Genomic DNA, 20,408 nt, shown 5'->3' on the forward strand with positions numbered 1-20,408 from the left:
TCAGTCTGCCGATTTAGTTGCCAGATCAGCAAGCTTTCTTGCCTTTTCAGGGGTGGGCGCTGCACGGTGGTCCCAGGAGGTGGTCACGGTGACCGAGCAGGCGAGGCAACCGAGCGGGCAGCGATTCGACGTGGTGGTGGTGGGTGGTGGCGCGGCCGGCCTGAGTGCCGCGCTGGTGCTGGCCCGAGCACGGCGCGCGGTCGCGGTGATCGACGCCGGCCAGCCGCGCAACGCCCCGGCCGCCGGCGTGCACGGCCTGCTCGGTCGCGAGGGCATCAGCCCGGCCGAGCTGGTGCAGACCGGGCGGCGTGAGGTGCAGGGCTACGGCGGCCTGGTCCTGGACGGCGAAGTCGGCGAGGCCTGCCGTCGCGAGGACGGGTTCGAGGTGCGGCTGGCCGACGGGCGGGTGCTGGTGGCCAGCCGGCTGCTGGTCACCACCGGCCTGGTCGATGAGTTGCCCGACGTCGCCGGGGTGCGGCAACGGTGGGGACGGGATGTCCTGCACTGCCCGTACTGCCACGGCTGGGAGGTTCGCGATCAGGCCGTCGGCATCCTGGCCTCGGGGCCGATGGCGGTGCACCAGGCCCTGCTGTTCCGGCAGTTGACCTCGGACCTGGTGCTGTTCACCCACACCGCGCCGGCGCTGACCGCCGAGCAGGCCGAGCAGTTGGCGGCTCGTGGCATCCGGGTGGTCGACGGCGAGGTCGTCTCGCTGCAGGTCGAAGACGACCGGCTGACCGGTGTGCGGCTGCGCGACGGCGCGGTGGTGGCCCGGCAGGCGCTGGTTGTCGGGCCACGGCTGGTGGCCCGGTCCGAGCTGCTGGCCGGGCTGGGGGTGAGCACCGTGGAGCACCCGATGGGCATCGGGGAGCACATCGTCACCGACGCCGGCGGGCTCACCACCGCCGCCGGGGTGTGGGCCGCCGGCAACGTGACCGATCTCAGCGCTCAGGTCAGCATCGCGATCGCCGGCGGGCAAGCTGCGGCGGCCGCGATCAATGCCGATCTGATCGCCGAACAGACCCAGCAGGCCGTGGCCGCCTACCGCCACGACGCTGCCGGCCACCACGCTGCCGGTCACGACGCTGCCGGTCACGACGCTGCCGGCCACGACGGCGCCGGCCACCACGACGCCGGCCACGACGGCGCCGAGTCGCCGGAGCAGTGGGACCAGGCGTTCTGGGACGAGCGCTACCGCTCGAAGGCCAGCCTGTGGAGCCACGAGCCGAACCGGTACCTGGTCAGCGAGGCGTCCGAGCTGGCTCCGGGCACGGCGCTGGACGCCGGCTGCGGCGAGGGCGCGGACGCCATCTGGCTGGCCCGCCAAGGTTGGCAGGTCACGGCGGTGGACCTGTCGAGCGTGGCGTTGGAGCGGGCCGCGGCCAACGCGGCGGCAGCCGGCGAGCAGGTCGCCGGGCGCATCGACTGGCAGCACGCCGACATCACCGGCTGGGATCCGGGCCGCGAGAGGTTCGACCTGGTCACCTCGCAGTACCTGCACCTGCCGCCCGGCCAGCGCGAACCGCTGTTCCAGCGGCTGGCGGCCGCGGTCCGGCCGGGTGGCTCGCTGATCATCGCCGCCCACCATCCCTCGGACCTGCACACCACGATCCGGCGTCCGAAGCGTCCCGAGCTGTACTTCACCGGTGACCAGATCGCGGCCCTGCTGGACCCGGCGCTCTGGCAGATCGTGACCAACGCCGAGCCGGAGCGGACCGTCAGCGACCACGAGGGCGGCAGCGTCACCATCCGCGACACCGTGCTGCGCGCCCGCCGCCGCGACTAGCCCGGCTGCGCTTCATCGACCGTCGCGACTAGTCCGGCCGCGCTCCATCAACCGGCCTCACTTCATCAGCAGGGCGCCCAGCCGCCGGGTCGTCACCCACAGCCCGGCCAGGGCCATCACCGCGAAGTAGCAGATGTGCAGGGTCAGCCCGGCGCTGATCTGGCCGTAGGACAGGGCGCGCATCAGGGCGACCGCGTGATGCAGGGGCAGGCACTTCACCACGAACTGCAACCAGCCGGGGTAGGCGCTCAGGCTGTAGAAGGTGCCGGAGAACAGGAACATCGGGAGGATGAGCAGGTTGGCCACCTCGATGTCCTGCCAGTTGCGCATATAGGTCGTCACCGCCATGCCCAGGGCGGCGAAGCCGAACGCGATCAACAGCGCGGCGGGCACCAGCAGCAGCGCCCACGGCGACAGGATGAGCCCCATCGCCAGCATCACCACGACGAAGGCGACCGAGTACATGCCGCCGCGGGTCAGCGCCCAGCCCATCTCGCCGAGCGCGACATCCATCGGGCCCAGCGAGGTGGCCAGCATCCCGTCGTAGAGCTTGGCGTACTTGAGTTTGAAGAACACGCTCATCATCGAGTCGTTGAGCGCCCCGTTCATCGCCGACGAGGCCAGCAGGGCCGGGGCGATGAACTCGGCGTAGGTCAGCGGCTGGCCGAGCGGCCCGCTCACCCCGCCGACCAGGGCACCGAGGCCGGCGCCGAAGGACAGCAGGTAGAACAGCGGCTCGAAGAAGCCGGACACGATGATCAGCCAGGCCCGGCGATAGACCCGGGCCGAGCGTTCCATCATCACCGTGGCCCGTCCGGCGTAGACGCTCGGGGGCAGGATCCGCAACAGCAGGCCGCGCCGTGGCGGGTAAGCGGTGTCAGCCGACGCCGGCGGGCCGGCCAGCTCCAGCCGGCTCACCGGCTCAACCTGACCCGGAAGCGCCAGCTGGTCAGCAGCACCCCGGCCACCGTCAGCACGGTCAGGAACGCCAGGTGCCCGAGCAGGGCGGCAGCGCTGGACTGCCCGACGCCCGAGGACAGCTCCAGCGGCCCGAGCGAGGCCCACCGGGCCAGCTCGGTGGCGTGCCAGAGCGGCGAGAGCCACGCCAGCGCCTGCCCCCACTCCGGCAGCGCGCTCACCGGATAGAAGGTGCCCGAGAACAGGAACATCGGCATGACCAGGAACCGGGTTATCGCCGCGAAGCCGCCGCGTTCGGTTTCGACGGTTGCCGAGTAGACAGCAATCGGAGCAGCCAGAGCCATCGCGCCCAGGGTGGCGATGGGGACGCACAGCAACGCGCCGAAGCTCCGTACGCCGCCGAAGCAGGCCACCACGGCCAGGTACAGGGCGGCCGAGAACGCCGTCCGCGTCGCGATCCAGCCGAGCACGCCACTGGCGATATGCCGGGGCGTCAGCGGGGTGGCGTTCATCGCGTAGTAGATCCGGTCGAACTTGAAGCCACTGAACAGGATCGGGTACATCGACTGGCCCACCGCCACCTGTAGCGCGGTAGCGGCGATCAGGGCCGGGGCAAGGAAGCTCAGATAGGAGGTGCCCAGGCTCTGCCCCCCGGAGCCGCCGTTGACGATGCTGCCCAGGCCGATGCCCAGCGAGAGCAGGTAGAGCACCGGTGTCCCGAGCTGGGACAGCGCCGCGATCTTGAGGTAAGGCCGGGTGGAGGCTAGCAGGTATCCGAACATCGACGGCACGCCGCCACCGTGCGCGCGCACCAAGTGCCGGGTGGGGGTGTGCCGGCCGGCCACTGGCGCCGAGATCGCGGGCGCTTCAGTCGACAAGGCTTCGTCCCGTCAGCCGCAGGAACACGTCTTCCAGGCTGGCTCGGCGCACCAGGCTCGACACCGGTTGCAGGCCGCGCTCGTGCACCGCCCGCAGGACGTCCTCGCCGTTGTCGACGTAGAGCAGCAACCGGTCGGCCAGCACCTCGACCCGCTGGGCCAGGTCGGACACCTGCGCCGCCCGGACCTCGTTCTCGTCGATGCCGAAGCGCAGCTCGGCGACCTCGCGGCTGACGTGCTCGGTGATCAACTGGGCCGGCGAGCCCTCGGCCACGATCCGGCCGTTGTCCATCACCACCAGCCGGTCGCACAGCTGCTCGGCCTCGTCCATGTAGTGAGTGGTCAGCACCAGGGTGACGCCCTGGTGCTTGAGCCGGTACAGCCGGTCCCACAGCACGTGCCGGGCCTGCGGATCCAGCCCGGTGGTGGGCTCGTCCAGCAGCAGGATCTCAGGATCGTTGATCAGTGACCGGGCGATCGTCAGTCGCCGTGTCATGCCGCCGGACAGCGACTCGACCTTGTCCCGGGCCCGGTCGGTCAGCTGGGCGAAGTCCAGCAACTCCTCGATCTTGGGCCGCAGCGCCCGCCGCGGAATGCCGAAGTACCGGCCGTAGATGTAGAGGTTCTCCCAGACCGTCAGCTCCTGATCGAGGTTGTCCTGTTGCGGAACCACCCCCAGCCGCGACCGGATCGCCGGGCCGGCGGCCACCGGGTCCAGTCCCAGCACCCGCAGCCGGCCGCTGGTGGCCGGCGAGACCGCGCCGACCATCCGCATGGTGGAGGACTTGCCCGCGCCGTTGGGGCCCAGAAAGCCGAACGACTCGCCGCGGGCCACCGAGAAGTCCACGGCCTTGACGGCCTCGAAGCTGCCGAACCGCTTGCTCAGCCCGACCGCCTCGATGAGCGGGCCGGCGCTGTCGCCGGATGGGTCGGTGCTTCTCACGCCCGCGAGCGTACAAGTCGCCGCCGATACTCCGAGACGCGCCGTACTGCGTTCTTGATGGTAGTGCGTATTCCATAGTAGTGTCCGCCGTATGGACAGCACCCAACTGCTCAAGGGCGTTCTCGATCTGGCGGTACTGGCCGTGCTTCGGGACTCGGACGGCTACGGCTATGACATCGTCCGCCGGTTGCGGGCCGCCGGGCTCGACGAGGTCGGCGACGCCTCGGTCTACGGCACCCTGCGCCGGCTGTTCCAGGCCGGCTCGCTGACGACGTACGTGGTGCCCAGCGAGGAAGGCCCGCATCGCAAGTACTACGCGCTCAACAAGGCGGGCCGCAGCCAACTCGAACTCTCCAGCAAGCTCTGGAGCGAGTTCGCCCAGTCGATGGACCGGCTCCTGAACGGAAAGGTGGCGGCATAGTGACCACCGATAGGACCACCCCTGAGAACTCCGGCCAGCCGGCCGGGACGAGCTCCGCCGGAAGTCCAGCCGGGACGAGCCTCGCCGGGACCAGTTCAGCCGAGCCGGACTCCACCGAGGTGAGCCGGTACTACGACCAGGTGGTCGCGGCGCTGGCTGGCCTGCCGCCCGCTGCCCGGCAGGACCTGGTCGAGGACCTGCCTGACCACCTGGCCGAGGTGGCGGCGGAGGTCTCGGCCGAAGGCGCCGGATCGCTGCGGGAGCGCCTCGGCGCGCCGGAGGTCTACGCCCAGACGGGGCTACTGCGCGGACGGGTCGCAGGCTCCCGGCGTCGACTTCAACGGCGGGGCCTGGAGCTATCCGCTGTGCCCGGCCGACGCCGGCCCGTTCCGGTCCGGACCGGGGCCGCTCACCGCGCCGCCCAGCCAGCCGGCGCCGACCCCGTCGTCCAGTTCCTCCGTGCCCAGCCAGTCCGGAACCGGCAGTGCTTCGCCGACGGCAGCCAGCGTGGCGCCGACCGCTGCCACCTCACGCCCCGGAGCGACCGGAAAGCCCACTCCGACCGCTATCCCGACTGCCAAGGCCACCCCGACTGCCAGGTCAACGACGCCCTGATCTGTTCGACGGTGGCACCCTGAGCAGGACGACGAGGGCGCTGAGCAGGACGACTCAGGACCGCGGGGCCGCCAGCGCGACCAGGAACTGCCCACCGCCGGGCTCGACGGAGGCGGTGACGTCCAGCGCCGGCGCCAGCCGGGAGAACCGGTCGACCAGCCAGCCGGCGGTCTGATCGGCGTCCGACCGGCTGGGGCAGCGGGCGACCACCTCGCGGCCGCCCTTGCGCTCCAGGCGCTCGAGGACCCCGATCAGCGGCGCCGGATCGGAGACGAACAGCTCCGGCGGCCAGGGGACGACCGGTTTGACCGCGCCCTTCTTGGTGTTGCAACCGCGGTGGGCCAACCGCTCAGCGGGGGCAGCCTTGCCGCGTGCCTTGGCGGTGCTCAGGCTGTCCACGCTGGGCCCGCGCGCGTCGTTCACCGACATCTCCGGATCGACCGGCTCGTCGCACAGCCAGCATCGCCAGCCGTCCCGCTCGGCGACCTCCTCCAGCCGGCTCACGAGGTGGGCGTCCGGGAAGCGGGCGGAGCGTGGCTTATCACGGCCGTCACGCTAGCCTGCCTCTTCCCGCGCGCCGACGCCGAGCGCGAACGTCTCGTGCAGCTGGTACTTCGGACGTCCCTGCCCCAGCTGGGACTGGACCAGCGCGATCTCCTCGACCTGCCAGCCCGGCCCGGTGTAGAGGTCGAAGACCCGCAGCCACCTGGTCAGCTCCAGCGGCCGGTTGGCCCGCGCCAGCGTGAGGTGCGGGCGGAACTTCGAGCCGTCCACCTCGACGCCGGCCCGCACCGCCGCCGACCGGCAGCCGCCCGAGAGCCGTTCGAGCGGCTCGGTGTCACCGGTCACCCCGGTCCACAGCACCTTGCCCTGCGCGGGGTTGGGAAAGCTGCCGGCGCCCTGCAGCCGCAGTTCGAACGGCTGCCGGCGGCCGGCGGCGTCGGCCAACCGCTCGATCAGCTCGTCGAGGTCGCGGTCGGCCACCGCCGGCAGGAACGCCAGCGTCAGGTGCCACTGCTCCTGCCCCGCCCAGCGCAACGGGTCCTCGCGCTGCTGCCGGGGCTCGACGAACTCGGCCAGGTCCTCCAGGACCTCCAGCGGTGGCAGCACCGCCACGAACATCCGCATGCTCACTGGCCCGCCCGGCTCAGCGGCCCGACAGCGACGCCGGACGGGCCGGCGGGATCGGCGGGGCGGACCTGGCGTTCTCGACCAGCGGCCGGGCCGCCTTGGCCCGGCTGGTCAGCAGCGCCTGCACCAGCTCGGCGTGCAGGTCGTAGGCGTCAGCCGGCCCGACGCCACGCTGAACCCGGTCCCGCAAGAAGGCCAGCTCGGTGGCCGCGGCCTGGAAGTCGCGCAGCGCCTGGGCCGCCGGCTTGCCGGAGCGGGCCGTCACCGACTTCAACCAGGCGCGCCGGGCGGCGATGCTGTCCAGCCAACCGGCCTCGGCGGGCGTGACCAGCCGGAAGTACACCAGCTCGGGCAGCTGCCGCCGGACCACGTCGCGCTCGCGGCTGCGGTGGTACCGGGCGATCAGCAGGGCAGCCACGAACGCCGGGATCATGATGACGACGTAGACGAACAGGTAACCGCCGAAGCCGAAGGTCAGCGAGCCGTTCCACAGCGCGTGCAGGGCCACCGCGGCCAGGTAGCCCAGCAGCGGGTAAAGCCAGCGGGCGGGCTGGTTCGGCCTGCTCACCGCCAGTCCCACCCCGAGCCCGATCATCGAGGTGAACAGCGGGTGCGCGAATGGGGCCATCACCAGCCGCAGCACCACGGTGGCGATCGTGGTCTCGGTGCCCTGGCTGAAGCTCTGCGCGATGTAGCCGATGTCCTCGACGAAGGCGAAGCCGACCGCGACGAACCCTGCGTAGACCAGCCCGTCCACCACGCCGTCGAACTCGCGACGGCGGGCTCCGGTGAGCATCACCAGCAGGAACGCTCCCTTGGCGGCCTCCTCGATGGCCGGCCCCACCAGCGTCAGCACCACCCCGCGGCCGAGCACCTCGCTGCTGGCCAGCTCCAGGATCAGGCTGATCACGATCGCCACGCTGGCGCCCCAGAGGAAGGCCAGCAGCAGCAACCGGCTCGGCTCGGGCTCCCACCGGTCCAGCCAGAAGTAGCAGGCCAGCACCAGTCCCATCGACAGCGCCGTCAACGGCACCGCGACGATCAGCCCGACCGGGTCCTGGATGCCGGTGAGGAACAGCACGCCCGATGCCAGCGCGGCCAGCAGGATCAGCACGGCGATCGGCGCGCCGGTGGAACGGGTCTGCTTGTTCAGCGACGACTGGAACTGCGGCGGTCCCGGCGCGAGCGGCGCCGGCCTGGGGTCAACGCTCATACGCCGACTCTATTGCCCGCCGCCAGCGCGCGAGCGCCCGCCGCCGGTACGGCCAGTGCCTGCCACCAGTACGGCTAGTGCCCGCCGCCAGTGCGCGAGCGCCACCAGCTCTGGCCCGCGACGTTCTCGGCCGGCAACGCCAGCCACCACAGCGCCGGCTCGGACCAGAAGGTGCGCTTGCCGCGCGGGCGCTCCCGGGGTAGGCCGTCGGTCACGATCAGCGCCGGATCACTCGCCAGCTGCAGCGACCGACCCCGGCAGGTCCGGCTGCGCAGCCGGCCCAGCCGCACGGTGGCCTCCAGCTCGGCCGGGCCCAACCGGCGCAGCCGGAGCCCGTGGGCGCCTCCGTCGGCCAGCCGCTGGTCGTCCACCACCGCCCGCAGCCACCAGCGGGGACCGGCCGGCTTGCCGTCCCACGGGCCCATGCTCGCGGCGTCGACGCAGACGCCGCCGGAGTCGTCCTTGACCACGCCGACCAGCCGGGCCGGGGCCGAACCGGCTACCCGCAGCTGGCCGTCCAGATCTGCCGGCAGTCCCAGCCGGGACAGGTAGGGCACCGGTTCCCGGGCCAGCACGGCGGTCTCCAGCGTCTCCAGCAGTCCCCGGCGCAGCAGCCGGTGCAGCGCCAGGTTGAGCCCGGCCAGGCCCGCGTCGATCACCAGCCGGGTGTCGGAGCCCAACCGGCCGGGGCCGGCCTCCAGGGCTGCCAGCGCCGCGTCGACGCCGGCGGCGTCGGCGGCGGTGTGCCGGCTGGCGAACGAGCCGGGCACCTCAGCTCGCGGCGCGGGTCCGGAGTCGACACTGAGCAGCGCCAATCGCACCTTCGTTACCCTTCTCTGCGGGCGGGGCGCGTGGGAGCGCCTTGCGAGCTCGCTCACCGAGACCCGGGGCCTCCGGGGATCGGCGTCCGCCACAGGTCAGGAGTCTGCTACATGCCCGCGATCGTTCTGGTGGGAGCCCAGTGGGGCGACGAGGGCAAGGGCAAGGCCACCGACCTGCTCGGCAGCCGGGTCGACTACGTGGTGAAGTTCAACGGCGGCAACAACGCCGGGCACACCATCGTGATCGACGGCGAGAAGTTCGCGCTGCACCTGCTGCCCTCGGGCATCCTGAGCCAGAACTGCATCCCGGTGATCGGCAACGGCGTGGTGATCGACCTCGAGGTGCTGTTCAGCGAGATCGACGCGCTGCAGGCCCGTGGCCGGTCGGCCGAGAAGCTGGTGGTCAGCGCGGACGCCCACGTCATCCCGCCGTACAACACCGTCATCGACAAGGTGACCGAGCGGTTCGCCGGCAGTCGACGAATCGGCACCACCGGACGCGGCATCGGCCCCACTTATGCCGACAAGATGAACCGGATCGGCATCCGGGTGCAGGACCTGTTCGACGAGGTGACCCTGCGCGAGAAGGTGACCAGCGCCCTCAACCTCAAGAACCAGGTGCTTGCCAAGATCTACAACCGCCGGGCGCTGGACCTGGACTCGGTGGTCGATGACCTGCTGTCCTACGCCGACCGGCTGCGCCCGATGGTGGCCAACACCGCGTTGCTGCTGCACGAGGCGCTCGAGGCGGACAAGACCGTGCTGCTCGAGGCCGGCCAGGCCACCATGCTCGACGTCGACCACGGCAACTACCCGTTCGTCACCTCCTCAAGCGCCACCGCCGGCGGCGCCTGCACCGGCAGCGGCATCCCGCCGACCCGGATCGCGCGGGTGATCGCGGTGGTGAAGGCCTACGCCACCCGGGTCGGTGAGGGCCCGTTCCCGACCGAGCTGCTGGATGACAAGGGCGACGAGCTGCGCAACGCCGGCTCGGAGTTCGGCACCACCACCGGGCGGCCGCGGCGCACCGGCTGGTACGACGCCCCGGTCGCCCGGTACGCCGCCCGGATCAACGGCGTGACCGACTTTGTCCTTACCAAGCTGGACATTCTCACCGGCCTGGCCGAGATCCCGGTCTGCGTGGCGTACGAGATCGACGGCGTCCGGCACGACGACATGCCGATGACCCAGGCCGAGTTCAGTAAGGCCGTGCCGGTGTATGAGACGTTTCCGGGCTGGCACGAGGACATCTCCGAGGCCCGTACGATGGCTGGCCTGCCAGCCAACTGCCAGGCCTACGTCCAGGCGCTGGAGGCGATGTCCGGCGCCCGGATCTCGGTGATCGGGGTGGGGCCGGGCCGTGACCAGTCGATCGTGCTGAACGACCTGCTGGCCTAACCCGGCGGCGTCTGCGCATTGTCCAAATTCATAGCTTTTTCTTTGAAAGGGCTTTCGCATCCGATTCGGACATTATAGAGTCCGGCTACCTTCGGATAGGCAAACTGCGCAGTTGGAGCAGGAATGTCCTCGCCAGAGGACACAAACTGGTTAAAGGCGACCAGTAGCCCCTGCCGCAGAGAGACCTCCCCATGGCACGTACGCCGTTTCCGGCTGCCCGTTTCGTCAGCGTCATCGCCAGCATGGCACTGCTTGCGGGCCTCCTGTCGGTCGCCGGCCCACCGCCACTGGTTCCCAAGGCGGCAGCGGCGCCGGTCAGCGACGCCCGTCCGGGTGAGCTGGTCGAGAAGCGAACCCGCACCTCGGTCACCACCCGTCAGGCCGACGGGATGCTGCGGACCGCCGTCTCGGCCGGAGCGGTGCACTACCGCGACGGGGCCGGCGCGTGGAAGCGGATCGACAGCGGCCTCGTCGAAACCAGTGAAGACGGATATGCCTTCCGCAACAAGGCAAACAGCTTCCGCGCGCTGTTCAAGGGAGCACTCGACGGCGAGCACCTGCGGTTCACCTCGGGTGGCCGCGACTTCGGCCTGCGGCTGGAAGGGGCGAACCGCCGCCCGGCGAACGCCAAGGGGAACGGCCTGCTTTACGCCGACGCGGTCGGCGGGGTGGACCTGCGGTACGACGTGCTCTCCGACGGCGTCAAGGAGACCCTCGTCCTACCGGACGCGTCCTCGCCGACGACTTACCGCTTCCTGTTGAGCGCCAGTGGTGACGCCGCGATGCGGGCGGAGCGCCGGCCTGGCGGCTCGTGGGCCTTCTTCAGCGGCACCTCGCTGGCGCCGGCCTTCGTGCTGGATGCGCCGGTGGCCGTGGACGCCGACCTCAACGGCCAGCCGTCGAGGTCGACCGGGCCGAACGCGACGCTGGACGTCCGCAAGGTGGGCCGCGACTTCTCGCTGGTGCTCGACCTCGACCGGGCCTGGCTCAAGGCGCCCGAGCGCCGCTTCCCGGTACTGCTCGACCCGACGGTCACCCTCGACCCACCGGCGGAAGACGCCAACTTCCGGGCGAACTGCTCTTCCTGCACGCCCGACGTCGATGACTTGATCGCTGTCGGCACAACCAGCGCCGACGTCTGGCGCGGCGCTCTGCAGTTCGACCTCGGCAACTTACCTGCCGGAGCCGACGTCACCAACGCCACGCTCGAGGCCTTCTGGCAACCGCTGTGCCTGGGGGCGGGCACCGGGTTCTGCAACAGCACGTCGCACCAGATCGACGCGCATGCGATGACCACCTCCTGGAGTACGACGACGACCAGCGGCGCGCTGCAGTTCGCCCCGACGCCGTTCGGCAGCGCCACGGTCACCCCGAGCGTCGCCGGCACTCCGGCCAGCTGGGTGAGCTGGCCGATCACCGCCACCCTGCGCGACTGGCAGTTCGCGGCCAAGCCGAACTTCGGCGTCCTGCTCAAGCGCAACACCGAGGCGCTCAAAGCCAGCGGGCCGGTGTTCTACGGCCGCCGGCACAGTGATCCGGCGCTGCAGCCGCGGCTGGTGGTCACCTATCCGGGGGACGGCGTCAACCTGTTCCCACCCGCCACCCTGCACAGCGATGGCGCTGACCTGCGGTGGAGCGGCTACCCGAGCGCCGCGACCGCGCCGTTCACCGGCTACGAGGTGCACCGCTCGACGTCGGCTTCTTTCACGCCTGGTGCGAGCACCCGGCTCACCACGGTCACCGACCGCAGCGTCACGAGCTTTCAGGACACCACTGCCGCGGCGGGGAAAACTTTCACCTACAAAGTGGTGACCGGCGCGGTGGCGAGCACTGGACGCACCGTCACGCTGCCCGCTCTCGGACAGGCCACCAAGATTCTTCAGCCGTCAGCCGAGGAGGGCAGCGCCACCACCATCGTCCACTTCCCGGGGGTTGTTAGCTGTGCGGGGTACGGTGCGGAGGATCAGCTTTGGGTCGGTCCATATAGCGATTCCACGAGCCGCGCGCTGCTGCGCTTCGACCTACGCGACATTCCCGCTGGTGCGACGATCTCAAAGGCCGTCGTCTCCCTCTGGCACGCTTATAACATCAAAACGGCGCAGACCGTGCAAGCCTTCCCAGCCACCGCCGAATGGCGCGAGGGCGCCGCGCGGAGCACCTGTAGTCGAGACAGCGCCACGTGGTATGAGGCCTACGGTGGCGTGCCCTGGGCAGCCCAGGGCGGTGACCCGGCGGCGGCGGCCGCCGCGACCGTCACCCATATGGTCGATCAGCCGGCGGGCTTCGACAACTTCGACATCACGGGTGTGGCGGCGCGGTGGGTCAGCGGCGCCATGCCGAACCACGGCCTGGTGTTGCGACAGGATCAGGAGACCCCGGGCACCGGCTCGTTGCTGAACTACCACTCCGACGACTTCTCCGTAGCTCCCAGCCTGCGGCCGAAGCTGGTCGTCAGCTACGCCGACGGCAGCCGTCCGGTCGCGCCGACCGCGACGGTCGGCGCACCGGTGAGCGGCGCGACCGTCAGCGGCGCCGCCGTGGCCCTGGACGCCGCCGCGACCGATGACCGTCGGGTGGACCGGGTCGACTTCCTGGTCGACGGCGTCATGATCGGCGGCGACACCACGGCGCCCTTCACCGCCACCTGGAACAGCACCGCGGTCGCCAACGGCGCGCACACCGTGACGGTCCGGGCCACCGACGACGCGGGCAATCAGACCACCTCGAGCCCGACCCCGGTCGCCGTCGACAACTCGGCCCCGCCGAGCACCGGCGTCACATCCCCGACCGGCAGCGGTGTGACCGGTTACCGCGACGCGGTGGCCGCCGACAACCCGACCGGATGGTGGCGCCTCGGTGAGGCCTCCGGCCCCACGGTGGCCGACGCCTCCGGTGGCGGCCATACCGCCGCTCTGGTCGGCACGCCGGTCCTCGGCGCCCGCGGAGCGCTGGGACGCGATCCCGACTGCGCCATGCAGGCGAGTGCGGACGGCTACGCCTCGGTGCCGCCCAGTTCACAGTGGGCTCTGGCGAACTCTTTCACCCTGGAGTGGTGGGGAGCAGCCGCGTCTACGTTGGCCGCCACACATCCCGGCAGTTTTCGCAGCGGGAACTGGGCCGCGCCCGGCGACGGCTGGATGGTGGCCTGGGCGCGGGTGAACCGCAGCAGCAACCCCATCTCCTACTACCGCGATGGCCAGGAGTACCTGGGCGGAGCATATGCGGACAGCGTCCTGCGGCATAACGCCATCGTCTACGACAAGGCCGCCCAGACCCTGAAGTTCTATTCGGACGGACAAGTGGTGGCGTCCCATACCGGCGTTGTCTTCCATGCCGGGAACGGCGTCAGCCATCCGCTCGACCTGGGTCGGGGCGCCGATCCGTCCGTAGTGCGGGTGGACGAGCCCGCGGTCTACGCCAGCGCGCTGCCGGCCGCCCGCATCGCGGCTCACCGCGCCGCCGGCGCCGCTGCCGCCGCCGAGGTGGCTGGCGTCGTCCCGGTGACGGCCGACGCAACCGATGACCGGGCGGTCACCCGGGTGGAGTTCCTGGCCGACGGCGTCCGCTTCGCCGAGGACGCCATCGCGCCCTACTCGGCCTCCTGGAACACCCTTGACCCGGCCGCGCCGGCGCCCGACGGCGTGCACGTGCTGACCACGAAGGCCTATGACGCCAGCGGCCAGATGACGACGTCGGCCGCCGTGCCGGTCACCGTCGCCAACGCCAAGGGCACCCAGTACCTCGCGACCTCGGGCACCAGCCAGGTGCCCGAGTTGGTGCCAGCAGATCCGGCCGTCACCCAGCCTGTCGAGGTGAGCGTCACCAACGACAGCGCGGTGACCTGGCCGAGCACCACTGCCGTGGAGTACAGCTGGATCAGCCACGACGCCACGCCGATCACGACGCCCGGCGCCTCAGTCGCCCTCGGCGTCAGCCTGGCGCCGGGGCAGACCCACAAGGTTCGCCTGGACGTCACGGCGCCGGTGCTGCCCGACGGCGCCGAACGGGCTGCCTACACCCTCAAGACCGACCTCAAGGACACCGCGACCGGGACGACGTACTCGGCCAAGGGCAGCAAGCCGGTCACCAATGACGTGCAGGTCGCCAAGTCCCTGGAGGACACCCTCGGCCTGGAGCGCTGGCACGAGTACCGGGGCAGCGACCTCGGCGCCGGCGTGCAGAACCTCGTCGACGTCGCCAACGGCAACAACCTGTGGCGCTGGACGCCCAGCGAGTCACCCGGCCGCGGTCTGTCCACGGTCGTCGACCTAACCTACAACAGCCTGGAGAAGAGCAGCCCGTCGCCGGTCGGCCCGGGTGTCAACCTGTCGATCAGCTCGCTGACCCGCTTCGGCCTGCCCATCGACATCCATCCGAACAAGGCCGACAGCATCGGCGGCAAGGCCAACCGCTACGTGGTGTTCACCGACGGCGATGGCACCACCCACCGGTTCAACGGGGCCGCCAACGCCGACGGCACCTACCGCTACGAGGCGCCGCCCGGCGTCCACCTCTACCTGCGGCCCACCGGCTCGACCGATCCGGCGCGGGCGTGGGCCTTCAGCCGTCCCGATCGGGTCACCTACTTCTACGACGGCGACGGCTACCCGACCCTGGTCGAGGACGCCAACGGCAACCGCATCACCTACACCCTGGAGCGGATTCCGCCCGGTGAGGACGGCGGTCCGGTCAAGAAGCGCATCACGGCCGTCACCGACGCAGGCGGCCGCAGCTACTTGCTGGACTACTGGAGCAAGGACGAGGTGAAGAAGGCCCACGTCCGCGGCAAGCTGCAGCGTCTGACCGACCATAGCGGCAGCGCCTGGGACTTCGACTACTACGACGACGGCAACCTGCGCATGGTCACCCAGCGTGGCGGCACGAAGGCCGACGGCTCGGCGCTGGCTGATCGGCGGGTGGTCTTCACCTACATGACCTCCAACGGCGACGCGCCGGCGATCAGCGACCCCGCGCTGCGCGTGGACCCGGACCCCAAGACCCCGAACCAGTCGGCGCTGGTCCACAGCATCCGCGACCCGCGCGGCGCGGAGACCCGCTTCAGCTACTACGGGCCGGGCACCGCCCAGCTGCGGGGCCGGCTGAACACCGTCACCGACCGCGCCGGCGCGGTGACGACCTACACCTATGACCTGACGGCACGCACCACCACCGAGGCGGCGCCGCTGTCGCGCACCGAGACCTACACCTGGGACGCCCTCGGACGCGCGACCATCCTGCGCAACGCGCTCGGGCAGAACACGACGTTGACCTGGAACGCCGACAACAAGGTCACCACCCTCACCGAGCCGACCGGCCGAGCGATCAATTACACCTACAACGCCAACGGCTACCTGACCGGCACCACCGACCAGCTCGGCCACGCCACCACGCTGGAGATGCAGGACGTCGCCGTCGACGCCAATGACGTAATCGGCAAGTGGCAGAGCGGGCGCACCATTCCGCACTACAGCCAGCTCAAGCACAAGACCAACCCGCGAGGCACTGCCACCGCGCTCGTCGGCGACTACCGCTGGAGCTTCGACTACGACACCCGGGGCAACCTGATAGCGACGACCGATCCGAGCGGCGCCAAGAAGACATTGGTCATCGCTGCCAACGGCACCGTCAGCAGTGAGACCGACGCGCGTGGCGGCACCACGACCTACACCGGTTATGACGCCAACGGATTCCCGACCGCGGTGACCGACCCGCTGGCCCGCAAGACCCAGTTCGGCTACGACAGCGACGGGCAGCTGCTGTGGACCCAGGACGCCAAGCACGCGGCCTTCACCGGCGGCGTGCCGCGGGACTACCGCACGTACTTCGACTACGACTCCTTCCACCGGATGGGACGGCAGAGCGCGCCGAAGTCCACCGCCACCGAACGCGGCCTGCTGATCTGGAGCGGCGCCGACTTCGACGCCAACGACAACACCGTCCTCGACATCGACCAGCACTACGGCCAGCAGTACTCACCCGGCATCGCGTTCCAGGTCAAGCACGCCTTCGATGTCATGGATCGCGAGACCCTGGCCACGGCGATGGACACCTCGGCCGACGCGGCCGGCGAGCGCACCACGACGACCTACGACGCCGCGGGGCGCAAGACACGTCAGATCCGGCCGCTGGGCGTCCAGAGCACGACCATCGCCAACGACCACACCGTCGATTTCAGCTACGACCTGCTGGACCGGACCGTCCGGGTGGCGGCCTACGAAGTCGACACGGCCGGCGTGCAGAAGAGCGTCAAGTACACCCACACCTGCTTCGACCTGGCCGGTGACGCCGTCCGGACCATCGCGCCGCGGGCCAACCGGGCGACGATCTCGTGCACCGATGACACCGTGCCGTTCGTCACGAAGATGACCTATGACGCGGCGCACCGTCCGCTGACCAGGACGGACCCGGCCGGTCGGGTGCGGCACACCGCCTACGACGCCAACGACAACGTCATCTCGCGCACCGACCAGGGCGGCAAGGTCGCGACCACCGACTTCGACCAGCGCGACCTGCCGGTCAAGAGCACGCAGCCCTTCATCGGCGGCGCCACGCCGCGGGTCCTGACGACCCGGTTGGAATACGACGCCAACGGCAACCGCAGCCGCGTCATCACCCCGCGGGCCTATGACGCCTCCAGCGACAAGGTCACGTTCAGCTCCTACGTCACGCGCCATGTCTACGACGCGGCGAACCAGCTGACCCGCACCGACCTGCCCAGCACCGGCGCCGCTGACCAGCATTACAAGCACATGGCCTACGACGCGGTGGGCAACCTGGTGACCACCACGCAGGACGTCGCGCAGGCGGCGCTGGCCGACGTCCCTCAGGACAAGCGCGAGGACCGCAGTTACTTCGACCCCGCGGGCCTGGTGCGCGTCAGTGACGACCACGTCAACCCCGCGCTGCACTACGACTACGACGCCTCCGGACGCCAGACCTCACGCACGCCGGAGAAGAAGGGAAGTTCCGAGCTCAACCTGGCCGAGCGCCAGGAGTACCGCTACGAGATCGACGGCAAGCTCCGGGAGCGCTCGGACAGCGGGGGCCAGAAGGTCACCTACACCTACGACGCCAACAACATCATTCGCACGATGAAGGACGCCAGCGGCGTCGGCGCCAGCCGGCAGCGCACGATGGACATCCAGATCACCCCGGACGGCCTGAACCGGCCTGTGAAGAATCGGCAGCGCAAGGAGGGCGAGACGCGCTGGAAGGCCACCCTGAGCAGCTTCGACCTCAGCGACAACGTCGTGCGGCGCATCGATGACCGCGAGGAGGACGACGGCGGCGTCCAGCTCAAGGCCGGCCGGCAGAACGACTACACCTTCGACGGCACCGACCGGCTGACGCAGCAGATCGACCAGGGCAAGGACACCCTGGCCTCGACGGCCGATGACACCCGGATCCGCGGCAGCTACCTGCCGCAGGGCTGGGAGCTGCAGCGCACCACGGACAAGTACGTCCCGGGTGCGGCCACCCTCTGGCAGCCGAAGAAGGTGCAGGACTGGACCTACTACGACAACGGCCAGCTCAAGACGATGTCGACGAAGAACGGCGCCGGCGCCGTGCTGGAATCGCATGACCTGACCTACACCGACACCGCGGGCCGTTACGTCAACGGCAACCGGACGGTCGACGTCTTCAAGCGCAGCAGCCCGGCCACGGGCACGCCGTGCTCGAGCGCCACCTGCACCGCTCGCTTCAACTACGACGCGCGCGACCGGCTGGTGCGCCAGGAGAGCGGCGGCGGAGGCAGCACCGACTACACCCTGGATCCGGCCGGAAACATCGAGAAGGAGACTCAATCCCTTTCGGGCGTCAGCGCGACGACCGACTACACCTACCGGGGCACCCAGCTCGACACCACTACGGCGGGTGGGGTGACGACCAAGTCGCACTACGACAGCCGCGGCAACCTCGACTGCACCACCGGCGGGGCCGGCACACCGGCGGATTGCGCGTCGGGCAGCGGGGTGCAGAGCGACTACAGCTATGACTACCTGGACCGGATGACCGGCTTCAAGGACACCGCGACCAGCACCGAGTCCAGCTACGAGTACGACGCGCTGGACCGCCAGACCCGGCAGAAGGAGAAGCATGGCGCCGCTGCCGCCCGCACCACGAACTTCAGCCACCTGGGCCTCACCGACAAGGTGACCAAGGAGGAGCAGTCCGGCGACGACGGGGCGACGAACCGGACCAAGGATTACAGCTACGACGCGCGCGGCAAGGCCAACGGCATGACCGACACTGTCACCGGTCAAGCCCCCAAGCCGTACTCGTTCGGCAAGGATCCGCTCGGCAGCGTCAGCCAGCTCATCGACGACGCGGGCAAGGCCGCCGCAGCTTACGGTTACCGGCCCTACGGCGACGCCGACAGCGCCATGTCGGCCGGTGACACCGACAAGAACAGCCCGATCAACCCGGTGCGCTTCACCGAGAAGCGCTATGACTCCGGCTCGGGAACCCTCGACATGGGCGCCCGGCGGTTCGGCCCGTCCAACCGGTTCCTGCAAGAAGACCGCTACGCCGGCGCCCTGTCCGACCTCGGCCTGGCAACCGATCCGCTCACGTCCAACCGGTACAGCCTGGCCGGCGGGAACCCGGCGAACTTCGTCGAGGTCGACGGGCACTTCGGCCTGCCGGGTGTGCTGGGCGACGCCGCGGACGCGGTAGGCGACGCTGCTAGTGACGTCGCCGAGGGCGCTGAAGACCTTGCGGGCGACGCCGCGGAGTTCGTCGGTGAGCACAAGGTCGCGATCGCGTCGACCGCCGCGGGGATCGGCTGCGGCGTCGTCACCGCCGGGGTGGCCGCGGCCGCGTGCGCAGTAGGCGTAGGCGCCGCCGCGGGCGCCTACGAAGCCGCGACCGAGTGCAAGGGAGAAGGCGCCGGCTGCGCTGCGAAGAAGATCGGTCTCGGCGCTGCCAGCGGCGCCATCGGCGCGGGCGTAGGCAAGCTCGCCAAGCTGGGTGCTGGACGGCTTGCCAGCCGACTCGCGGGAGGTCAGGGAAGCAAATCCACCACGACGGCCGCCAGTTCGTGCAAGAACAGCTTCACCGGCGACACCCCCGTGCGAATGGCCGACGGCACCAGCAAGCCCATCAAGGATGTCGAGGTCGGTGACGAGGTGTTGGCTACCGACCCTGAAACCGGCGAAACCGCCGCCAAGTCCGTCACCGAGCTGATCCGGCACTCCGGCAAGCACACGATGATCGAGATCACCCTCACAGACGGATCCGTCATCGAGGCCACTGACGAGCACCCGTTCTGGAGCGCCAGCACGAAGACGTTCGTCAATGCCGAGGATCTGAACTCGGGTGACAAGGTGCTGACCCACTCTGGAAAGCGCCTGTCCATCAAGGCGATCAGAGTGTCGGTTGCGGTGTTGATGGCATTCAACCTGCAGATCGACCAGATCCACACCTACTACGCCGGCGCAACCCCGGTGCTGGTGCACAACGCCTGCGGCGGCAGCCGGTGGAGCGTGGGCGATGACCACCTTGCTCCAACCGCTGCGGGAAAGAGTCCGTCGTGGAGCACCGTGCGCGCGCGGTACTGGAAGAATGCGGCCGCAGACTCGAAGTCATCAGGCGAATGGAGCGGCGCTAACCTCGCTCGGATGCGGCGTGGCGCTGCGCCGCGGCGATTCAATCCGGACAAGGGTGGAGTTGAGTCCATGGAGTTGAGTCATGAGCCCATTCCATTTCGAAGGGGCGGCACTCGGTTCACGCCCCGATGGCCGCAAGACCACGCTGCGGTGGACCCGTACAGGCGACCGGGGTACTGATGACTGAGACACTCGCCGATCGGTTCCAGGCGGAACAGAGCCGGGTCATCACCTGGGACGGCCTGCAAGTGCACTCCATGTACGAGGTAGGCCCCTTGTCCGGCGGCGCCGAGCTGCTCGTGCGATTCGTGTCGGTGGGCAGCGGGCTCCCGGAGCAAGGAATCCGGTTGAAGGTCTTGCAAGGTCATGCCGTCATCAACGATGAGAGACTCAGCGATATCGTGCTCTGGGCCGCTTCGGCTCCCGACGTGATACGTGCTGAGATCGAAGCTGCAGGCCGCAAGCCCGTGACGGTTCGCGTCTGGAACTGCTGGCGCGATTCACGGGGAACCATCCAAGCGTGGATCGGCAATTCCGGCATCCTCGTCGAGAGCTCCTCCGATGGCCGGGTGCGGCTCGAGTGCAGCGTGGGTGAGGGCGAAGTCTCCTTCGACGACTTGGTTGTCGACCTCTCGCTGTCCGAGCACTGAATCACGCGGGAAAGCGGCGGGCGAGG

13 protein-coding genes are annotated in these 20,408 nt (G+C 70.0%); 6 read left to right on the forward strand and 7 right to left on the reverse strand.

The window, feature by feature from the left end:
* Nucleotides 1-88 precede the first annotated feature (88 nt).
* The gene (locus VF557_14215) at nucleotides 89-1,786 is read left to right on the forward strand and encodes a methyltransferase domain-containing protein (GenBank protein ID HEX8081361.1); all 1,698 of its coding nucleotides are present in this window, start codon (nucleotides 89-91) and stop codon (nucleotides 1,784-1,786) included.
* Nucleotides 1,787-1,843: 57 nt separating this feature from the next.
* On the opposite strand, the gene VF557_14220 is transcribed toward VF557_14215, so the two are convergent.
* The 3 genes from VF557_14220 to VF557_14230 are packed head-to-tail and all read right to left on the reverse strand — an operon-like array spanning nucleotide 1,844 to nucleotide 4,525.
* A complete protein-coding gene (locus VF557_14220; GenBank protein ID HEX8081362.1) occupies nucleotides 1,844-2,704 on the reverse strand; it encodes an ABC transporter permease in 861 nt (286 codons plus the stop codon).
* Nucleotides 2,701-3,582 (reverse strand): ABC transporter permease, encoded by an 882-nt coding sequence (locus VF557_14225; protein HEX8081363.1) that lies wholly within the window; start codon nucleotides 3,580-3,582, stop codon nucleotides 2,701-2,703. Before VF557_14225 ends, VF557_14220 begins: the two co-directional genes overlap by 4 nt.
* Nucleotides 3,572-4,525 carry an ABC transporter ATP-binding protein gene (locus tag VF557_14230; protein HEX8081364.1) on the reverse strand — a complete coding sequence of 318 codons (954 nt, stop codon included), beginning with the start codon at nucleotides 4,523-4,525 and terminating at the stop codon, nucleotides 3,572-3,574. The genes VF557_14225 and VF557_14230 overlap by 11 nt, the downstream gene beginning before the upstream one ends.
* A 91-nt stretch (nucleotides 4,526-4,616) precedes the next feature.
* On the opposite strand from VF557_14230, the gene VF557_14235 reads away from it, so the two are divergent.
* Nucleotides 4,617-4,946, forward strand: a complete 330-nt coding sequence (locus VF557_14235) for a PadR family transcriptional regulator (GenBank protein HEX8081365.1) — start codon at nucleotides 4,617-4,619, stop codon at nucleotides 4,944-4,946.
* The gene (locus tag VF557_14240) at nucleotides 4,946-5,584 is read left to right on the forward strand and encodes a hypothetical protein (GenBank protein ID HEX8081366.1); all 639 of its coding nucleotides are present in this window, start codon (nucleotides 4,946-4,948) and stop codon (nucleotides 5,582-5,584) included. Before VF557_14235 ends, VF557_14240 begins: the two co-directional genes overlap by 1 nt.
* A gap of 31 nt (nucleotides 5,585-5,615) precedes the next feature.
* Here VF557_14240 and VF557_14245 read toward each other — a convergent pair whose 3' ends face one another.
* From VF557_14245 to VF557_14260, 4 genes are all read right to left on the reverse strand, one after another.
* On the reverse strand, nucleotides 5,616-6,065 hold the full coding sequence (locus VF557_14245) for a hypothetical protein (protein ID HEX8081367.1): 450 nt from the start codon (nucleotides 6,063-6,065) through the stop codon (nucleotides 5,616-5,618).
* A gap of 51 nt (nucleotides 6,066-6,116) precedes the next feature.
* Nucleotides 6,117-6,689: an RNA 2',3'-cyclic phosphodiesterase gene (thpR, locus tag VF557_14250; GenBank protein ID HEX8081368.1), complete on the reverse strand. Its 573-nt coding sequence runs from the start codon at nucleotides 6,687-6,689 to the stop codon at nucleotides 6,117-6,119.
* Nucleotides 6,690-6,708: 19 nt separating this feature from the next.
* The gene (locus tag VF557_14255) at nucleotides 6,709-7,905 is read right to left on the reverse strand and encodes a PrsW family intramembrane metalloprotease (protein ID HEX8081369.1); all 1,197 of its coding nucleotides are present in this window, start codon (nucleotides 7,903-7,905) and stop codon (nucleotides 6,709-6,711) included.
* 74 nt (nucleotides 7,906-7,979) lie between these two features.
* Nucleotides 7,980-8,726 carry a hypothetical protein gene (locus VF557_14260; GenBank protein ID HEX8081370.1) on the reverse strand — a complete coding sequence of 249 codons (747 nt, stop codon included), beginning with the start codon at nucleotides 8,724-8,726 and terminating at the stop codon, nucleotides 7,980-7,982.
* Between the two features lie 111 nt (nucleotides 8,727-8,837).
* Here VF557_14260 and VF557_14265 point away from each other — a divergent pair, with 111 nt between their 5' ends.
* The 3 genes from VF557_14265 (at nucleotide 8,838) to VF557_14275 (ending at nucleotide 20,382) form a co-directional block, all read left to right on the forward strand.
* Complete coding sequence (locus tag VF557_14265; GenBank protein ID HEX8081371.1) at nucleotides 8,838-10,124, forward strand: adenylosuccinate synthase; 1,287 nt, start codon at nucleotides 8,838-8,840, stop codon at nucleotides 10,122-10,124.
* Between the two features lie 191 nt (nucleotides 10,125-10,315).
* On the forward strand, nucleotides 10,316-19,912 hold the full coding sequence (locus tag VF557_14270) for a DNRLRE domain-containing protein (protein HEX8081372.1): 9,597 nt from the start codon (nucleotides 10,316-10,318) through the stop codon (nucleotides 19,910-19,912).
* Nucleotides 19,912-20,382, forward strand: coding sequence for a hypothetical protein (locus tag VF557_14275; GenBank protein HEX8081373.1), 471 nt, complete (start codon nucleotides 19,912-19,914; stop codon nucleotides 20,380-20,382). The genes VF557_14270 and VF557_14275 overlap by 1 nt, the downstream gene beginning before the upstream one ends.
* The last annotated feature ends 26 nt before the right edge of the window (nucleotides 20,383-20,408 follow it).

Origin of the sequence: Jatrophihabitans sp., from assembly GCA_036389035.1 — a bacterium.
In the GTDB taxonomy this organism is placed as follows: Bacteria; Actinomycetota; Actinomycetes; order Mycobacteriales; family Jatrophihabitantaceae; genus Jatrophihabitans_A.

Excerpts from the sequence above, each read along its gene's own strand:
- thpR (HEX8081368.1), bottom strand. The coding sequence starts at position 6,689 with ATGCGGATGTTCGTGGCGGTGCTGCCACCGCTGGAGGTCCTGGAGGAC.
- VF557_14275 (HEX8081373.1), top strand. The coding sequence starts at position 19,912 with ATGACTGAGACACTCGCCGATCGGTTCCAGGCGGAACAGAGCCGGGTC.
- VF557_14255 (HEX8081369.1), bottom strand. The coding sequence starts at position 7,905 with ATGAGCGTTGACCCCAGGCCGGCGCCGCTCGCGCCGGGACCGCCGCAG.
- VF557_14235 (HEX8081365.1), top strand. The coding sequence starts at position 4,617 with ATGGACAGCACCCAACTGCTCAAGGGCGTTCTCGATCTGGCGGTACTG.
- VF557_14270 (HEX8081372.1), top strand. The coding sequence starts at position 10,316 with ATGGCACGTACGCCGTTTCCGGCTGCCCGTTTCGTCAGCGTCATCGCC.
- VF557_14265 (HEX8081371.1), top strand. The coding sequence starts at position 8,838 with ATGCCCGCGATCGTTCTGGTGGGAGCCCAGTGGGGCGACGAGGGCAAG.